At 67.3% G+C, this 17467-nt stretch carries 16 protein-coding genes; 12 read left to right on the top strand and 4 right to left on the bottom strand.

All coding sequences use genetic code 11. The features are described 5' to 3' along the window. Positions 1-30 precede the first annotated feature (30 nt). Complete coding sequence (locus AU197_RS05055; RefSeq protein WP_231744830.1) at positions 31-1032, bottom strand: AraC family transcriptional regulator; 1002 nt, start codon at positions 1030-1032, stop codon at positions 31-33. A gap of 251 nt (positions 1033-1283) precedes the next feature. Here AU197_RS05055 and AU197_RS05050 point away from each other — a divergent pair, with 251 nt between their 5' ends. After that, positions 1284-2282: a hypothetical protein gene (locus AU197_RS05050; protein ID WP_064401437.1), complete on the top strand. Its 999-nt coding sequence runs from the start codon at positions 1284-1286 to the stop codon at positions 2280-2282. Positions 2283-2339: 57 nt separating this feature from the next. Further along, on the top strand, positions 2340-2951 hold the full coding sequence (locus AU197_RS05045) for an FHA domain-containing protein (protein WP_064401436.1): 612 nt from the start codon (positions 2340-2342) through the stop codon (positions 2949-2951). Here AU197_RS05045 and AU197_RS05040 read toward each other — a convergent pair. Further along, positions 2944-5946 carry a serine/threonine-protein kinase gene (locus AU197_RS05040; protein ID WP_064401548.1) on the bottom strand — a complete coding sequence of 1001 codons (3003 nt, stop codon included), beginning with the start codon at positions 5944-5946 and terminating at the stop codon, positions 2944-2946. The two genes, AU197_RS05045 and AU197_RS05040, sit on opposite strands and share 8 nt — an antisense overlap. 196 nt (positions 5947-6142) lie before the next feature. Here AU197_RS05040 and AU197_RS05035 point away from each other — a divergent pair, with 196 nt between their 5' ends. Together AU197_RS05035 and rnhA are read left to right on the top strand one after the other, a co-directional pair. Then, a complete protein-coding gene (locus AU197_RS05035; RefSeq protein WP_064401435.1) occupies positions 6143-6790 on the top strand; it encodes a VOC family protein in 648 nt (215 codons plus the stop codon). Positions 6791-6825: 35 nt separating this feature from the next. Further along, positions 6826-7278 (top strand): ribonuclease HI, encoded by a 453-nt coding sequence (gene rnhA, locus AU197_RS05030; protein WP_064401434.1) that lies wholly within the window; start codon positions 6826-6828, stop codon positions 7276-7278. A 29-nt stretch (positions 7279-7307) separates the two neighbouring features. Here the strand turns inward: rnhA and AU197_RS05025 are convergent, their stop codons facing one another. Further along, on the bottom strand, positions 7308-9602 hold the full coding sequence (locus AU197_RS05025) for an ATP-dependent DNA ligase (protein WP_064401433.1): 2295 nt from the start codon (positions 9600-9602) through the stop codon (positions 7308-7310). 31 nt (positions 9603-9633) lie between these two features. On the opposite strand from AU197_RS05025, the gene AU197_RS05020 reads away from it, so the two are divergent. Then, entirely contained in the window at positions 9634-9861 is a 228-nt protein-coding gene (locus tag AU197_RS05020; RefSeq protein ID WP_064401432.1) for a hypothetical protein, read from the top strand. A 43-nt stretch (positions 9862-9904) separates the two neighbouring features. Here the strand turns inward: AU197_RS05020 and AU197_RS05015 are convergent, their stop codons facing one another. After that, positions 9905-11353 (bottom strand): HNH endonuclease signature motif containing protein, encoded by a 1449-nt coding sequence (locus AU197_RS05015; RefSeq protein WP_082696513.1) that lies wholly within the window; start codon positions 11351-11353, stop codon positions 9905-9907. 184 nt (positions 11354-11537) lie between these two features. Here AU197_RS05015 and AU197_RS05010 point away from each other — a divergent pair, with 184 nt between their 5' ends. The 7 genes from AU197_RS05010 (at position 11538) to AU197_RS04980 (ending at position 17452) form a co-directional block, all read left to right on the top strand. After that, complete coding sequence (locus tag AU197_RS05010; RefSeq protein WP_064401431.1) at positions 11538-12470, top strand: carbohydrate kinase family protein; 933 nt, start codon at positions 11538-11540, stop codon at positions 12468-12470. Continuing rightward, on the top strand, positions 12470-13453 hold the full coding sequence (gene ku, locus AU197_RS05005; RefSeq protein WP_064401430.1) for a non-homologous end joining protein Ku: 984 nt from the start codon (positions 12470-12472) through the stop codon (positions 13451-13453). The genes AU197_RS05010 and ku overlap by 1 nt, the downstream gene beginning before the upstream one ends. A 186-nt stretch (positions 13454-13639) precedes the next feature. Next, the gene (locus AU197_RS05000; protein WP_064401429.1) at positions 13640-14431 is read left to right on the top strand and encodes an SDR family oxidoreductase; all 792 of its coding nucleotides are present in this window, start codon (positions 13640-13642) and stop codon (positions 14429-14431) included. Between the two features lie 10 nt (positions 14432-14441). Continuing rightward, a complete protein-coding gene (locus tag AU197_RS04995) occupies positions 14442-15518 on the top strand; it encodes an NAD(P)H-dependent amine dehydrogenase family protein (RefSeq protein WP_064401428.1) in 1077 nt (358 codons plus the stop codon). 32 nt (positions 15519-15550) lie between these two features. Further along, entirely contained in the window at positions 15551-15820 is a 270-nt protein-coding gene (locus AU197_RS04990) for a hypothetical protein (RefSeq protein ID WP_064401427.1), read from the top strand. 88 nt (positions 15821-15908) lie between these two features. Further along, positions 15909-16148, top strand: coding sequence for a hypothetical protein (locus AU197_RS04985; protein ID WP_064401426.1), 240 nt, complete (start codon positions 15909-15911; stop codon positions 16146-16148). Between the two features lie 77 nt (positions 16149-16225). Further along, positions 16226-17452, top strand: coding sequence for an Nramp family divalent metal transporter (locus AU197_RS04980; RefSeq protein WP_064401425.1), 1227 nt, complete (start codon positions 16226-16228; stop codon positions 17450-17452). Positions 17453-17467: the final 15 nt, after the last annotated feature.

Below are 17467 nucleotides of genomic sequence, written 5' to 3'. Positions count from 1 at the left end.
GGCCTCCCGCGACGGAGTCCGCGTCCACGTCTATCCGCGCAGCGTGGTGTGGGGGCTCTGTCCGTAGGTCTGCCGGTACAGCACCGCGAACCGTCCGGTGTGGGCGAATCCCCAGCGCGCGGCGATATCGGTGACCGTGTCGCTGCTGCGGTCGGCGGCCAGGAGTTGCTGATGTGCGTAGTGCAGTCGAAGCCGACGAAGGTACTGCAACGGAGTGGTGTCCAGGTGATGCCGAAACATGTACTGCACCGCCCGCGGCGTGACATGGACGGCTTCGGCGATGTCGGCCAGCGCGATGTCGTTGCAGACGTTGGCGTCCATGAACTCGATCGCGCGCCGCAGCAGCACCGGCTTGGTGTCGGTGCGGTCGTGCGGTCTCGACTCGGTCGCCGCCGTGTTCGGGAAGGTCGCCAGCGTTACGGCCGCCAGCAGCCGACTGGCGTGCCCCACGACCAAGGGCGTCGCGAGCGCGCCGTCCGTGAGCACGGCGTCCCGAATGTAACGGGTCGTCTGCTTCCACAGTCTGGCGGCGGCATCGTCGATGGGCGAAAAGCTGGAGAAGCGTATCGGCAGTGGAGCCTGTGCCGTAGGTAATCCGGTGGCCACACCGGCCACCACCGGAGGATCGATGAGGACCGCGGTGACGTGCGCGTCCTCGAACCGTGCCCGGTGCGGGAGGTGCGGTTGGGTAAGCATCGCGACCTCGCCGGCCTTCGCCTCGGAATGGAGGCCGTCGCAGGCGCTGACGACGCGACCGGCGGTAGGCCAGATCGCGGCGACTCTGTTCAGCGGATCCGGGTGGACCTCGGCCTGGCCGGCCACGGTGACGTCGTCGAATGTCAGAGGGCCCACGGTGGCGCGGACATGGGTCAGCAACGGTCCCTCGTGATGATCGCGCGACTTGAAGGTCAGTCTCATCTTGACGCCGTAGGCGTCTTCCAGAAACTCGTCGACGTCGGCGGGCTCGCTTATTTCGACGTGGGAGCGTGCCAGATGCTGCGCCCCAGGGGCTGAGTTACTGATCGGGCTCACCTCATCGAGGAGGCGGAGTGGCGAAGCTGTCGTCTCAGCTCCAGTACAGCAGAGCGTACCCCGTTGGATGGCCCTAAAACGAAATCCTGTCCGCTGCCTTCACCTTCTTACTCACTTACTCAGGGGACCTTCTTACTCTGGCGATAGGAAACCCTTCCCTCGGGGTCAAAAAGCCTCACCCTCCGGTGATTACACCGCGAGAGCCCGCTGGCGACGATGGATACGTCCCCGCGAGCTGAAGGAAGACGACGATGACCGCGACGACCGGCACCGACCGATGCGAAGAGACCGTACGGCTGCGCCCCGGCGACCTGCCGGTGCGGCCGCTACCCGCCCCCGTCTCGCGCACCGACGCCATGACGACCCGGCTGCGTCCGGTCGTCCCACCGACGAGGCCGCTGCCGAAGGCCATCAGCGCCTTCGACGGAAAGACGGTGCGGTTGCGTCCGATCGATTTGCCGGTCGTCGGCAAGGTCGCCAACACCGTACGGCAGCGATACCTCGACCTGAGCACGGTCAAAAAGCCGCCGACCAAGTGGGAGGTCGCACGGCTTTCGCTGGTGCTGCTGCTGGCGTCGATGCCGATCCTGGGCATCTCGGTCGACGTGTTCGGCCTGGTCCCCCAGAACGTCACGTCGGTGGTCGTGATTGCGCTGTGCGCGGTGCTGGGCGCGCTGATCGCGTTCGCCCCGCACCGGATCGACATGATCGTGGGTCGCGGGCTGATCGCCGGCATGGTCGCCTGCATCGTCTACGACGCGGCGCGGTTGTTCGCGGTGCACGTGCTGGGCTTGATGGGCGACTTCATCCCCGTGATGGGGTCCTTCGTCACCGGCGAGCCGGACACCGCGGGCAGTGCGGCGGTCGGTTACGTCTGGCGCTACATCGGCGACGGCGGCGGCCTGGGCGTGGCGTTCTTCGTCATCGCATTCGCTCTGGGCATCGACCGCCTGCGCAACATCTACGCGGTCCTGGCATCGGTTGCCTTCGCGGTGTTCCCGACGTGGGCGGGGCTGATGGCGACGGTCGCGCTGGCCCCGCGCGGCGAGGAGATGATATTCCCGCTGAACGCCGCGACGGTGACGATCACCCTGGTCGGACACCTGATCTTCGGGCTGGTGCTGGGGTTGGCCTTTCTCAAGGCGCCGCGGGGACGCGACCGCAGCGAGTGGCCTTGGCCGCCGCTGTCCGAGTCGGCCCCGGCCAAGCGGGTCATCCGCGCCTACAAGAGGTTCACCAATCGGCCGTGAGCGTTCGTCGGCCAGGGACCTCCTGTCTGGGCAACAATTGCCTCGATAGGAGGTCCCATGTCGTCTCACCTGGAAATCTCGAGACCCTCGGGGCGGGAGCTGATGCCGCTGAGCGGTCAGCGGGTGACGCTCGGTAAGGCCTCCACCAACGCGGTGTCGCTCGAGCACGACGAGACCGTCTCACGCTTGCACGCCGTCCTCGAGAATCTCGGATTCGCGTGGTCCATCAGGGATCTCGGGAGCCGCAACGGCACCTACCTCAACGGCGAGCGGATCACCGCCGAACGTGTGCTGCGCTCCGGCGACGAGGTGCGCCTCGGCAAGTCGCGATTGGTGTTCTGGGAAGTGCGGGACAGCGCAGACGGCAGGCTCGACGAGGAGACGGTGACCGCCCAGGCCGTCGACCCCCCGCCGCGGCTGACCCGCCGCGAACTCGACGTGCTGGTCGTCTTGTGCCGGCCCCTGGTGTCCGACGACCCGTTCCCCGAACCCGCGTCGGTGCGCCGGATGGCGGGCGAACTGTTCGTCACCGAGGCCGCAGTCAAACAGCATCTGCAGAACCTCTACGACAAATTCGCCATCCCGTCCGAGGGGGATCGCCGGGTCCGACTGGCCAACGAGGCGCTGCGGCGCGGCGCCGTCACCCTCGCCCAACTGCGCGCTACGTGAAGTCGAGGGCCTCCACGGTGGCGACGGGGCCCTCGTGGGTCGGCCGGTCGGCGCCGCCGATGCAGTACACGGTGGAGTCGACGGCGGCCACCACCTGGCCGTGCACCGGAGTTCCGATGGGCGCCACCGTGGTCCACTTGCCGTTGGCGATGTCGTACATCTCGACCGTCGCCAGCACGCGCGTCGGCTCCTCGCCACCCACCGCGACGATGCGGCCGTCGAGGTAGGCGGCGCCGAAGCTGCCGCGCGGAGTCGGCATGTCCGGCAACGTGTTCCATTCTCCCGACGAGGGATCGAACCGCTCGAAGGCGGCAGTGTTCTCGTCGGCGCTCAGCGACCGCCCGCCCACGGCGTAGACATAGCGGTCGTCCGACACCGCGGCCAGATGTTCCCGCGGAGTGGGCATGTCGGCAGCCTGGCTCCACGATTCACCGTCGAAAACCTCCGTCGGCACGACGAGCTGTTTGTCGCTCTGGCCGCCGATCACCACCAGCTTGTCGCCGACGACGGCCGCTGCAGCGCCGGCCCGACCATGCTGCAGGGCGGGAAGTTCGGTCCACTTGCCGTCGCGCAGCGCGAACACCTTGTTCGAGGTCTCCCCGATGTTGTCGGTGGCGCCTCCGAGGACGACGACCTCCCCCTGGTAGGCGGCGCCTGTCGCGTGGTGCAAGGGGATCGGAAGCGGTGGTGCAGGCTGCCAATCCTCCGTCCGCGGGTCGAAGCTCTCGACGGTGTCGAGGGTCTCACCCTCGCGGATACCGCCCGCGATCCAGATCTTGTCGTCGAGCACCGTCCACGCCATCATCAACCGCGGAGTCGGAGCATCCGGCAGCGCACGCCACTCGGCAGCGGGTTGGGGTTGGCGCGCAGGCAGTTTCAGCGTCTCGGCCGTCGACGTGATCTTGTTGTCACCGGCCCCCGTCGAACCGCCGATGGCGTACACGCGATTGCCCACCGCGGCCACCGCCATCCCGTGACGCGCGGTGCCCATATCGGGCAGCGCGGACCACGTCGTCGTCGACAGGTCGAACGCGAGCACACTTTTGAGCACTTGGCCCCCGGAGGTGCCGCCGGCCACCACCAACCGGTCGTCGGTGGCCGCGATACCGAAATCGCTTCGCGCTTCGGGAAGTTCGGGCAGGGTCGTCCAGATGTCGGCGACGGGGTCGTACGCTTCGACGGTCGCCACGTCGGCGCTGCCCGTCGTGCCGCCGATCGCGTAGACCCGCTTGTCGTCGGACGCGGCGCTCAACATCTGACGCGGGGTCGGGATCGGCGCCCCGAGCTTCCAGGAGGTGCCGTCGAAAACCTCGGTGGTGTTCAGCGGCTTGCCCGCCGCGTCCACTCCACCGGTGACGACGATCCGGTCGCCGACCGCGGCGGCGGCAGCGGCCGCCCGCGGCTGTAACAGCGGCGGCAGTTCCGTCCAGCGACTGTTGACCACCCGCCAAACCCGATCGGTCGCGACCTTGGCGTCGGTCCCTTCCGTGCGCCACCCGCCGAGCACGACCGGGTTCTCCCGCCACGTCACTGCCATCGCGCGCTGCACGGGGACGGGCAGGACCTCGCCGCTCTTCCAGCTGTCGATCGCGGGGTCGTAACCCTCGTGCCTGCCGCTGACACGACCGTCGGCGCCGAGGCCACCGAAGACCCAGATGGTGCCGTCGGCTTCGGTGGCGGCCACCGCGTCGCGGGCGACACGCGCGTCGGCGATCGGGCGCCAGGCCGGCTGAGCTTCGGCGACCGGCTGTGCGGGAGAGGCGGTTTGGCCGTCTCCGGAGTCACGCGTCGAGGCGATGACGAAGACGCCGCTGGCCACCAGCAGCAGAACCCCCACGATCGCGCCCGAGACGATCAGGACCCGTTTGCGGTTCCGCCTGCGCGGAGCGGCCCCCGCTGGATCGGGGCGCACCCCCGGCGGCACCTGCCAGGGCAGGCTCGACTGGCTGATCGAGGCGGTGTGGGCGAACATCCCCGGCTCGGGCAACGGTTCGGCGGGTTCACCGGACCGGACGGGCGGTCGGGGCGCTGCGGGCAGCAGGGGTTCGGGTTGGGCCGAAACGGACGGCTCGACGAGCTCCGAGATCGCCACCGCCTGCGTGCCTTCCGGCTGTTCGGAGGGGGCACTCGGCTCGCCGAGCGCCATCACGTCGGCGGTCAGCCCGTTGTGCCGCTGCGCCAGCTGCAGTTCGTGACCGAAGTCCGCCGCCGATGCGTAGCGGTCGGCCGGCTCGCGGGCCATCGCCTTCTCCACGACGGCACAGACGTCGGCGGGGATGCCCTGGGGACGTAGATCCGGTATGGGTGTCGAGGTGATGCGCAGGTAATGCGCGATGAGATCTTCGTCGTTCTTGCGCTCGTGCGGCGGCTTGCCCGCGATCAGCGCGTAGATCGAGGCGCCGAGCGAGTAGACGTCGGCCTCGACGGTGGGCGGGTTTCCCTCGAGAACCTCTGGGGCGGTGTAGGACAGGGTGCCGGTGAAGAAGCCGGTCACCGTTTTGTACCCACCGGCGATCCGGGCGGTGCCGAAGTCGCTGAGCTGTGGTTCGCCGTAATCGTTGAAGAGCACGTTGGCGGGTTTGATGTCGCGGTGCAGGGTGCCGGTCCGGTGCGCGGTTTCCAGTGCGCCGCAGAGCTTCACGCCGATGCGCAGGGCCTCCGGCCAGGCGATGCGGCCCTCGCGCCGCAACCGCTCCGCGAGCGATCCTTCGCGGTGGTAAGGCATCACGATGAACGGCCGGTTGCTCTCGGTCACACCGACCTGCAGGATGTTGACGATGTTCGGGTGCCCGGAGAGCGCGCCCATGGCGTAGCCCTCGCGCAGGAACCGTTCCCGGTCGTCGTCGTCGAGATCGGATGCGAGCACCTTGATCGCGACGCTGCGCGCCAGCGACTGCTGATAGCACCGGTAGACGACGCCACCGCCGCCCCGGCCGATCTCGACTGCGTCGGTGAACCCGGCTGCCGCTAACTCATTCGCTATTCCCCCGGGCATATACCACCGTCCTCCGGCGAACTGCGGATCGTTCGCTCTCAAAGTACCGAGCAAGCGCGCGTTGGACGCGCGATTCCGCAGTTCCGGCGCGAGGTCCATACTGCGCGGTACGTGCGGCAAAGGCGTCGCGGATTGCGACGGGTGAACGTGCCCCGCGACCTCGCTTCCCGGACCGGGCGAAGGTCATACTCGAGCGGTGACTTCAGCCGCGGTCCGGGTCGACGAGATCGAAGTCGGCGATCCGGAGGACGCATGGGCTCGAGCCGGCTTCATGATCGACGACGGCGCCACCTGTCGCGTCGGCGGCGTTCGCGTCCGGCTTGTCGGCCCCGACCGCGGCCGCGGCATCGTCGGGTGGTCGTTGTGCGGCTTGGGGCCGGACGCCGCGCTCTGCGACGTCGACGGCATACCGACGTCGAGGTCCGACGCCGCTGCCGCAACTCCCGCCGAGCACCCGAACGGCGTCACCGCGATCGACCACGTCGTGCTGTTGTCGCCCGACCTGGATCGGACCGTTCAGGCGCTCACCGCCATCGGTGTGGCCCCGCGGCGGGAACGCGACGGTGAGCTGGGCGGTCGGTCGATCCGCCAGATCTTCTTCCGACTCGGCGAGGTGATCGTCGAGGTCGTCGGCTCACCGGGCACCACAAGCCAAGCCCCGTCGACGCTGTGGGGGATCACCTACGTCGTCGCCGACATCGACGCGACCGCCGCATACCTCGGTGACCGCACAGGACCGATCAAGGACGCGGTGCAGCCGGGGCGCCGGATCACCACGCTGCGGCATCAGGAGTTGTCGATGTCGGTCCGGACGGCGATGATTTCGCCTCCCGCGCGTCGCTGAACCGTTCAAACGGGGTCGATGCTTATCCTCGGCGGGTGACCCAGGACCCGGTCGTCATCCACACCGACGGCGGCTGCCGACCCAACCCGGGCCCCGGCGGCTGGGGCGCGGTGCTGCGTCGGCGTGCGCACGTCCGCGAGATGTGCGGTGGCGAGGCGCAGACGAGTAACAACCGGATGGAGCTCACCGCGCCGATCATGGCGCTCGAGGCGCTCACCCGCCCGGTCACGGTGCACCTGTACACCGACAGCACCTACGTTCGCAACGGCATAACGAAGTGGGTCCTGGGCTGGCAGCGCAACGGCTGGATGACCGCCGCGAAGCAGCCCGTGAAGAACGTCGACCTGTGGCAGCGGCTCCAATTGGCCTGTGCGGGACACCAAGTCGAGTGGTTCTGGGTCAAGGGACACTCGGGCGTGGCCGACAACGAATTGGCCGACCAGTTGGCTACGCGGGGTATGCAGGAAGCGCTCCTGGCAGCCCGCTGACCTACGCCGCCTCGGGCATTCCGCACGACCTACTCCCATGTGATCTCGCCGGGTTCCTTGTCGGGGCGTAGCCCGCGCCAACTCGGCTGGCGCAGACGGTCATCCGAGGTTCGCTCGCTGTAGCGCACCTCGCCGACGAGCTCCGGCCGCACGAACGTCACACCCTTGGCGTCCGGGCGCGGCAGCCGCTCGTTGAACGGGCTCTCGTCTGTCTCGAGCGGTTTCAGTGTGGTCTTCAGCTGCGCGAGCGCTTTGTCGGTGAAGCCGGTTCCGACGCGGCCGACGAACTTCAGGCCGCCGTCGGCGGGGATGCCGAGCATCAGCGATCCGATCCCGCTCGAGCGCCCGCCCTCCCCCTGCCGCCAGCCGCCGATCACGACTTCCTGGGTGTTCCACACCTTGTCCTTGATCCACGCCTTCGACCGGCGGCCAGGCTGGTACGTCGAGTCCCTCTTCTTCGCGACCACGCCCTCCCACCGCTTCTTACGGGCGTATTCCATCGCCTCGGGTCCGTCGCCGGGTAGCTGGTCGGGGACGATCAAACCGCCGCCGTCGGCCAGGGCCTCGAGCAGCTTGCGGCGGTCGGAATATTTGGCGCGCAACAGCGATCGGCCGTCGAGGTGCAGGATGTCGAACGCCCAGAATTCGACGCGGGTCGACCGGGCACGGTTCTGCATCTCCGAGAAGCTCGGGACACCGGACTCGTCGAGGGCGACGGCCTCACCGTCGATGATGACGTGGTGATCGGCGAGATCGGCTGCTATCGCTTCGAATTGGGGAAATTCGGCGGTGACGTCGCGGCCGCGTCGTGAGCGGACGGTGAGCCTGCCGCGGTCAGCGTCGATGATCACGCGGTAGCCGTCCCACTTACCCTCGAACGCCCACTGGCTGGACTTGAGCCTCTCGACCGAACCCTCCGTCGACAGCATCGGCGCGAGATCGCCTGCGTGCGGGCGCTTCTGGTCCTTCATCCGGTGTGCGAGCCAGTTCTTACCGTCGGTCTGTATCAGCGCGTAACGGCCGTCGATCTTCTCGCCGCGCAGGTTGATGATGACCTCACCGCCGTCTTTGGGACTGTCGGGGGGCACGTCGTTGAACTTCTCGGCCTCGTAGGTTCCGGTGTCCCAGATGATCATCTTTCCGCCGCCGTACTCGCCTTTGGGGATCTCACCGTGGAAGGTCAGATACTCCAACGGGTGATCCTCGGTGTGGACCGCGAGGTGGTTGACCGACGGGGTGTCTGGCAGGTTCTTCGGCACCGCCCAGCTCACCAGTACGCCGTCGCGCTCGAGTCGCAGGTCGTAGTGCAGGCGGCGGGCGTGGTGCTCCTGGATGACGAACTTGTCGTTGTTTCCCGTCTTCGGGGGTTTGTTCGGCACCGGCTCAGGGGTTTTGGACGCGTCGCGCATGCTGCGGTAGGTGGTCAGCCGATCCGGTACGGGTACCGCCTCGTCGAGCGGTGCGAGCAGGTCGCCCATCTCCTGTACCCGGTCGAGCACCTCATCGAAGTTGAGGTGTCGCAGCTTGGGATCCTCGATCTCGTCCCAGGTGCGCGGTGCCGCGACCGTCGGATGTTCGCGTCCCCGAAGCGAGTACGGTGCGATCGTGGTCTTGGAGCCGTTGTTCTGGCTCCAGTCGACGAAGACCCGGCCGGTGCGCACGCTCTTGGTCATCGTCGCGGTCACCCGTTTGGGCATCGTCTTCTCGAGCTGCTGCGCGATCCTCCGCGCGAGCACCGAGGCGCCCTGCGAGCTGATCGGCTCCTCGAGTGGGACGTACAGATGTAATCCCTTGCTGCCGCTCGTGAGCGGGAAGGTGGTCAACCCGATGTCGGTGATGAGGTCGCGGACCTCGTGGGCGACCTCGCAGAGCTGACGGAAGGACACCCCCTCGCCGGGGTCGAGGTCGAAGACGATGCGCGTCGCGGGACCGGGCGTCGGCGGGCCGTCATCCTTGGCGACGAACCGCCACTGCGGGACGTGCACTTCCAGCGCGGCCTGCTGCGCGATCCACGCCAGGCCCTCGGCGGTGTCGATCAGCGGATAGGTCGTCGTGCCGGAGCGGTGGGTGACCGACGCGCGGTCCAACCAGTCCGGCGCCGACGAGGCGAGTTGTTTCTCGAAGAACGACGGCTCCTCGACTCCGTTCGGCCAGCGTTTGCGGGTCACGGCGCGGCCCGCGATATGGGGGATCATGGCCTCGGCGATGCCGACGTAGTAGTCGAACACCTGCCCTTTCGTGACGGCCTTTCGCCGATCGCCCGTCGCCGGGTAGAGCACCTTGTCCGGGTTGGTCAACTTCACCCGGCCGAATCGATCCACAATGTGAACGTATACCCGCTGCTACGTTGGACCCGTGGCGAGAATCTTCGCGGCGGTGCTGGTCGCGGCGGCTGCCCTTTGGGCGGCACCGCACGCCGCGGCGGATCCGCAGGATCTTCTTCCCTACTGCTCGGGTGACCAGACGCCGATGGACGACAACTGCCGGCCGCCCGCGCACCAGGAGTTCACCCACTCGCCCAGCGGCCTCGACCCGAATCTGCCCAGCGGTCTGGACCCGGGCAATCCACAAGTCGTGGGGTGACGGCCCATCCGCGCGGCCGTGCGGTCGCGGCGCGGTTTCAGCGTCAGGCCGCGTTGGGTTCCGGCCCTTGTGTGTCGGTGGTGGCCGAAGGAGAACTCGGTTTGTCACCGTCGACTTCGGGCGCCTCGGGGTCTCCGTCCGGTGGACGGTGGAGTCGTTCCGGACGGTGGAAGTCGTTGACACGGGCTTGTCCGGTGTCGAGGTGTGGGGGCGGAATCCACTCGACATCGTTGGTGGCGTTGACCCGGGTGGTCCACCCGTCGGGGCCGACCATGCGGTTGTCGGGCCCGCACGCCAAGCCGAGTTCGTCGACGTTGGTTTGCCCGTCGTCGGCCCAGTCGCGGGCCGCGTGATGAACCTGGCATTCGTACGCGGACACGGTGCACCCCGGCTTCGTGCAACCGCCATCGCGGGCGATGAGCACGATTCGCTGGGCCGGCGATGCCACGCGGCGGGCACGAAACAGGTCCAGCGCCGATCCGGTGGCCTTGTCGAACACCGCCAGGTAATGGTTGGCGTGTGCGCCCATGCGGATGACGTCGGCGATGGGGATGACCGTGCCTCCACCGGTGACGCCAACACCCGCAAGGTTCTCGAGTTCCCCCAATGTGGTGCGGACGATGACCGAAGTCGGTAACCCGTTGTGCTGACCCAATTCACCGCTTTCCAGCACGCTGCGCCCGACCGCGATCAACGCATCGTGCTGACGTTGGGCCAGGCTGCGGTGATCCTGATCGATCTGCGCTTGTGTCGGTGAACCGGAGACACAGGGATTCTCGTCGTCGGGGTTGCACATGCCCGGCGCGGCCCACTTGGCGAAGACGGCCTCGAATATCGCCCATGCTTCGGGGGTCAGTGTGGCCCTCACCGGGATCATCTTGTCGGGCCCCTGCGGCCCCTTCCACAAGCCGCGACGCCGTGCGCGCTCCCTGTCGTCGGGTTCGGGGCCGTCCTGGTCGAGCAGGAAAAGGATGCGGTCGGCGTTGTCCTTCAATACCTTTGGGCCAACCCCGACGGCGCTGCGGGCGAGGTCGACTTCGATCTGGGCGCGGGTGACGGAATCGACTGCTGCCGGAATGCGGCCCATCGCCTCCCGCACGACCTTGACGTGTTCACGGTTGATGAACCCGTGCGCTTGGGCGATCGCTGTCGCCGGTAGTACCGGCTCGAGTGGTTCTCCGGTCAGTGTGCGCCGCGGCGCCAGCAGCGCTGCCTCATCGAGTCGGCGGCGGGCCTCGCTGCTAGAGATACGCCACCGGATGGACAGGACGTCGCGCCATGACTTGGCGCCCATCTCCGCGGCGGTCGTCTCGACCTGTAAGTGCGCCAACAGGCGGTGGCCCTGCGCGGGCATCTGGCAGGTGAGGGTTTCGAGTTCGTCGAGCGCCCCGAACACATCCGTCGCCGAGAGCGTGTCGATGGGCAGCGCGGCCAGTTCGTCGAACGCGTCGCGCAGCGTGGCGACCGCCGCTCGCACCGCTTCGGAACTCATGACTCGAACATATGTACGAATAATAAGGACTTGGCGACGTATCTCCGAAGAAATCTCTAAGAGCTTCACTAAATGCTCTAAAGTGTTGTCACACAAGATGTTCAGCCTCCCTCGAGCTTCCGACATACGGCTCTGCCGGTCGGTGTTCGGAGGACGCGCGAGGCATCATCCCGAAGGACACGCCATGAGGGCCCTGGTGATCGGCGAGGCCTTGATCGACATCGTCGCGCGGGGCGGACGCGTCACGGGTGAACACGTCGGCGGGAGCCCGCTCAACGTGGCGGTCGGATTGGCGCGACTGGGGCGTGAGGTCGATTTCCTGACCCATATCGCCGACGACGAGCGCGGACAGCGCATCGCCGAATACGTTAAACAGGCCGGGGCGCAACTGGTTACGGGAAGTAGGGGCGCGACCCGCACCCCGACTGCGATGGCCACGCTCGACGACCAGGGTTCCGCGCAGTACGAATTCGACATCGAATGGCAACTGACCGGTACGCCCGAGGTGGGTCCGCCGCTGGTGGTGCACACGGGTTCGATCGCCGCGGTGCTCGAACCCGGATGCCGTGCCACCGCCGCGCTGGTCGACACCTACCACCCCTCGGCCACCGTGACGTTCGATCCGAATGTCCGGCCGGCGCTGATCGAGGACGCCGACGCCGCGCGCACCCGCATCGACCGGCTCATCGAGCGCTGCGACGTGGTGAAGGCCAGCGAGGAGGACATGCGGTGGCTCGATCCGGGCCGGTCCCCCGAGCAGATCGCACAGACGTGGTTGTCGCTGGGCCCGTCGATCGTCGCGGTGACGATGGGCGGGAAGGGGTCGTTCGCGCTGTGTGCGCAGGGTCTGGTGCGGGTGCCGGCGTTCGAGGTCGAGATCGTCGACACCGTGGGCGCGGGCGATGCGTACATGAGCGGACTGATCGACGCGCTGTGGACGTTGGGCGTCCTGGGCGCCCAACGTCGCCGTGACCTGGCGCGGATCAGCACGGCCGACCTGAGGACCGCAGTGCGCACCGCCGCGATGTCGTCGGCGCTGACGGTCGCCCGCGCCGGCGCCGACCTTCCCGATCGCCGTAGCCGCGATGCGGCCCTGGAATCGGCCATACTGGGGTGATGCGTTCCATATGGAAAGGTTCGATCGCGTTCGGCCTGGTGAACGTCCCGGTCAAGGTCTACAGCGCGCAGCAGGACCACGATGTGAAGTTCCACCAGGTGCACGCGAAGGACAACGGGCGCATCCGGTACAAACGCGTCTGCGAGATCGACGGTGAGGAAGTCGAGTATCGCGACATCGCCCGGGCCTACGAATCCGACGACGGCCAGACGGTGATCATCACCGACGAGGACATCGCCACACTGCCCGAGGAACGCAGCCGCGAGATCGAGGTGCTGGAGTTCGTCCCGGCCGCCGACATCGATCCGATGATGTATGACCGAAGCTACTTCCTCGAGCCCGAGGGCAAGTCGTCGAAGTCGTATGTGTTGCTGACCAAGACGCTCAAGGAGACCGACCGGGTCGCGATCGTGCACTTTGCGCTGCGCAACAAGACCCGGCTCGCGGCGCTGCGGGTTCAAGATTTCAGCAAGCGCGACGTCATGGTGATCCAAACGCTGTTGTGGCCCGACGAGATCCGCGATCCCGATTTCCCTGTGCTGGACAAGGAAGTCGACATCAAACCGGCCGAGCTGAAGATGGCGACCCAGGTCGTCGACTCAATGACCGACGACTTCAACCCCGACCGCTACCACGACGACTATCAGGAGCAGCTGCGCGAGCTGATCGCCGCCAAACTCGAAGGCGGCGAGGCGTTCACCACCGAGGAGCAGCCCCAGGAGCTCGACGAGACCGAGGACGTCTCCGATCTGCTGGCCAAGCTCGAAGCCAGCGTGAAGGCGCGACGCGAAGGTCGTAGCGGGTCCAAGGGTTCCGACGACGACGGCGACGACAAGCCGGCCAAGAAGGCACCCGCGAAAAAGAGTGCGGCCAAGAAAAGCCCGGCAAAGAAGACGCCCGCCAAGAAAGCCGCCAAGAAATCGACGGCCAAGAAGTCGCCTGCCAAGAAGTCCACGGCCAAGAAGGCCGCCGCCAAGAAATAGTCCGTCGCCGCCAGCCGCTTGGCGTCGTCGCCCTCGATTCTCGCGAGGCGTACAACAGGGTCGTGCCACCCGGTCGAAGTACGACCCTGTGGTACGTCTCGCGAAAAGTAGAACGTGTTTCAGAAAGCTCTCACGCGGGTCGCTGCGTCCTGTTACGGTTCGCCCGGCGAGGGAAGGACTCGAAACGTGATTCTCGACAGATTCCGGCTCGACGGTCAGGTAGCGGTGGTCACCGGCGCGGGCCGAGGCCTGGGTGCGGCGATGGCGGTCGCTTTCGCGGAAGCCGGTGCGGACGTGGTGATCGCGTCGCGCACACAGTCCCAACTCGAGGAGGTTGCCGAGCAGATCGCGGGCACCGGACGCAGGGCGCACATCGTCGTCGCCGATCTGGCCCACCCCGCCGACACCGCCACGTTGGCCGACGCCGCCATCGAGGCGTTCGGCAAACTAGACATCGTCGTCAACAACGTCGGCGGCACGATGCCGAATGCGCTGTTGAACACCTCCACCAAGGACCTGCGCGACGCGTTCACCTTCAACGTGACCACCGCGCACGCGCTCACCACTGCAGCGGTTCCGCTGATGCTCGAGCACTCCGGCGGCGGCTCCATCATCAACATCACCTCCACGATGGGCCGACTGGCCGGCAGGGGTTTCGCGGCCTACGGGACAGCCAAGGCCGCGCTCGCTCACTACACCCGCCTTGCCGCTCTCGACCTGTGCCCGCGAATCCGGGTCAACGCGATCGCGCCGGGATCCATCCTCACGTCGGCGCTCGACATCGTGGCCTCCAACGACGAATTGCGTAAGCCGATGGAGCAGGCCACCCCGATGCGCCGACTCGGCGATCCGCAGGACATCGCCGCCGCCGCGGTGTACCTGGCCTCGCCCGCGGGCAGCTACCTGACCGGCAAGACGTTGGAGGTCGACGGCGGTCTGACGGTGCCCAATCTCGACATGCCCATCCCGGATCTGTGAGAGGACTTCCATGACGATCAAGGTGGCCGCGGTCGGCACCGGCAACGTCGGCAGGCACGCGCTGACGCAGCTCATCAACGATCCGCAGTATGAGCTCACCGCCGTGTGGGTGTCGTCGGAGGGCAAAGCCGGCAAGGATGCGGGTGAACTTGCCGGACTCCAGGTTTCGACGGGCATCACCGCCACGACGGACCTCGACGCGGTGCTGGCGACTCGACCCGACTGCGCGGTCTACACCGCGATGGCCGACAACCGGCTGCCCGAGGCGCTCGAGGACTACCGCCGCATCCTGGCGGCCGGCGTGAACGTCGTCGGCAGCAGCGCGGTCTTCCTGCAGTACCCGTGGGAGGTGCTGCCCGACGAACTGGTCAAGCCGATCGAGGAAGCCACCCAGACGGGCGGCTCGAGCGTATTCGTCAACGGTATCGACCCCGGCTTCGCCAACGACCTGCTACCGCTCGCGCTCGCCGGAACCTGTCAGAGCATCGAGCAGATCCGGTGTATGGAGATCATCAACTACGACACCTACGACAGCGCGACGGTGATGTTCGACGTGATGGGCTTCGGAAAGCCGCTCGACGAGATCCCGATGCTGTTGCAGCCCGGGGTTCTGAGTCTGGCCTGGGGGTCGGTGGTGAGGCAGCTGGCCGCGGGGCTCGGCATCGAACTCGACAAGGTGTCCGAAACCTATGTGCGCGAACCGGCTCCGGAGGATTTCGACATCGCCTCGGGCCACATCGCCAAGGGCACCGCGGCGGCGCTGCGCTTCGAAGTCCAGGGCATCAAGGACGGCAAGGTCGCCGTGGTGCTGGAACACGTCACCCGGCTACGCGACGACCTGCACCCGGACTGGCCGCAGCCCGCCCAGGAAGGCGGCTCCTACCGCATCGAGATCACCGGCGAACCGTCGTACACGGTCGACCTGTGCCTGAGCAGCCCCAACGGTGACCACAACCACGCCGGACTCGTCGCGACGGCCGCCCGCGTCGTCAATGCGATCCCCGCGGTCGTGGCGGCGCCGCCCGGCATCCGCACCACGCTGGACTTGCCGCTGATCACCGGAAAAGGGTTGTACGCTGTGCAATAAAGCCGGGGTTAGACCAGACTAAGGACGTGCCTATGCGGACCACTCTTCGTTATCTCGCTCCGGTGATCGCTGCCGGCGGCATCGCGGCAGCGCTCGCGGCAGCACCGCTGGCCGCCGCCGAACCGGCCCCGAATCCCACCCTGCCGCAGTGTGTCGACACCGGCGGCGCGCAAGCCATCGGCGGCTCCACCACCGAGTGCGTGACGCCGGGCAACGTCTCCATCAACGCGACTCCCGCCGAGCAGGAGTATGTCGGCCCGTGGGGCAGCATGTGGGAAGGCGACGGTTTCTTCTTCCCGTGACCAGCGGGGTGAACTGACGCAACATCTTTCGCGGCGCTCGCCCATCAGCCGGCCGTCGAATGGGTGTCCTGGCCCGAGGAGGCCAACCATGAAGACTCTTTTCCGTTATGCCGCACCGCTTCTCGCGGCGGGCGGGATCGGCGCGTTGTCGCTCGTCGCGCCCATCGCCGGTGCGGCCCCCGAATGCACCAACATCGGCCCCAACACCACGCAGTGCCAGACCAACGGAAGCTCGCAGATCGTCACGTCGCCGTCGGTGCAGACCAATCCGTACTGGGGCTGGCCGTACGGCGGTCTCGTCATCGGGCTCGGCGGCTGGCACAAGTAGCCCCACCCACCACAAACGCCAGAGGTTTCGGATACCCTAACTTTTCTATTCGCTCCTCCGGATAGAAAGAGGGTGGGGTGGCCCAGAGCACCGAGGTCAAGGCGCGCCCGAGCTGGCTGCTGCTCGGACCCGCGTTCGTCGCGGCGATCGCCTACGTCGACCCCGGCAACGTCGCCGCCAACGTCAGCGCCGGCGCCCAGTTCGGTTTCCTGCTGATCTGGGTGATCGTGGCGGCCAACGCGATGGCCTGCATCGTGCAGTACCTCTCGGCCAAGCTCGGCCTGGTGACCGGAATGTCGTTGCCGGAGGCGGTCGGTGACCGGATGCGCCGCCGCACCCGACTGACCTACTGGGTGCAGGCCGAATTGGTCGCTATGGCAACCGATCTCGCCGAGGTCGTGGGCGGCGCGATCGCGCTGTATCTCCTGTTCGACCTACCGCTGCTCACCGGCGGCATCATCACCGGCGTCGTTTCGCTGGTGTTGTTGATGGTCAAGGACCGGCGCGGTCAGAACTCGTTCGAACGCGTCATCACCGGACTGCTAGCGGTCATCGCGGTCGGCTTCCTGGCCAGTCTGTTCGTCGCTCCCCCACCGCTCGACGAGGCGGCGGCGGGGCTGGTACCGAAGTTCGCGGGCGCCGAGAGCGTGCTGATCGCGGCGGCGATGCTGGGCGCGACCGTGATGCCGCACGCGGTGTATCTGCACTCGGGACTGGCGCGGGACCGGCACGGCCATCCCGAGCCCGGGCCGATGCGGCGGATGCTGCTGCGGGTCACGCGCTGGGACGTCGGAATCGCGATGGTGATCGCCGGCGCGGTCAACCTGTCGATGGTCTTGATCGCCGCGACGAATCTGCGCGGTCAGGACAACACCGACTCGATCGAGGGCGCACACGCCGCGGTCGGACAGACCCTGGGGCCGACGATCGCGCTGCTGTTCGCGATCGGCCTGCTCGCCTCGGGTTTGGCGTCGTCGTCGGTCGGCGCGTACGCCGGCGCGATGATCATGCAGGGCCTGCTGCACCGCAGCATTCCGCTGGTGCTGCGCCGCCTCATCACGCTGTTGCCTGCGCTGGCGGTGTTGGCGATCGGGCTGGATCCCAGCCGCGCGCTGGTGTTGTCGCAGGTGGTGCTGTCGTTCGGGATACCGTTCGCGCTCATACCGCTCGTGCGGCTGACCAGCGACCGGACCCTGATGGGTGCGGACGTCAACCACCGGGTGACGACGGCGCTCGGGTGGGTCATCGCCGGCCTGATTACTCTTTTGAACGTGGTGTTGATCTATCTGACGCTGACGGGTTGATGCGTCGACCCGATG

Origin of the sequence: Mycobacterium sp. IS-1590 (genome assembly GCF_001500025.1) — a bacterium.
In the GTDB taxonomy this organism is placed as follows: Bacteria; Actinomycetota; Actinomycetes; order Mycobacteriales; family Mycobacteriaceae; genus Mycobacterium.
The sequence above is the reverse complement of the archived record's forward strand: the minus strand, read 5'-3'. Positions and strand labels throughout refer to the sequence as shown.

Excerpts from the sequence above, each read along its gene's own strand:
- AU197_RS04985 (WP_064401426.1), top strand. The coding sequence starts at position 15,909 with ATGAAGACTCTTTTCCGTTATGCCGCACCGCTTCTCGCGGCGGGCGGG.
- AU197_RS05045 (WP_064401436.1), top strand. The coding sequence starts at position 2,340 with ATGTCGTCTCACCTGGAAATCTCGAGACCCTCGGGGCGGGAGCTGATG.
- AU197_RS05010 (WP_064401431.1), top strand. The coding sequence starts at position 11,538 with ATGAGGGCCCTGGTGATCGGCGAGGCCTTGATCGACATCGTCGCGCGG.
- ku (WP_064401430.1), top strand. The coding sequence starts at position 12,470 with ATGCGTTCCATATGGAAAGGTTCGATCGCGTTCGGCCTGGTGAACGTC.
- AU197_RS05015 (WP_082696513.1), bottom strand. The coding sequence starts at position 11,353 with ATGAGTTCCGAAGCGGTGCGAGCGGCGGTCGCCACGCTGCGCGACGCG.
- AU197_RS04995 (WP_064401428.1), top strand. The coding sequence starts at position 14,442 with ATGACGATCAAGGTGGCCGCGGTCGGCACCGGCAACGTCGGCAGGCAC.
- AU197_RS05050 (WP_064401437.1), top strand. The coding sequence starts at position 1,284 with ATGACCGCGACGACCGGCACCGACCGATGCGAAGAGACCGTACGGCTG.
- AU197_RS05040 (WP_064401548.1), bottom strand. The coding sequence starts at position 5,946 with ATGCCCGGGGGAATAGCGAATGAGTTAGCGGCAGCCGGGTTCACCGAC.
- AU197_RS04990 (WP_064401427.1), top strand. The coding sequence starts at position 15,551 with ATGCGGACCACTCTTCGTTATCTCGCTCCGGTGATCGCTGCCGGCGGC.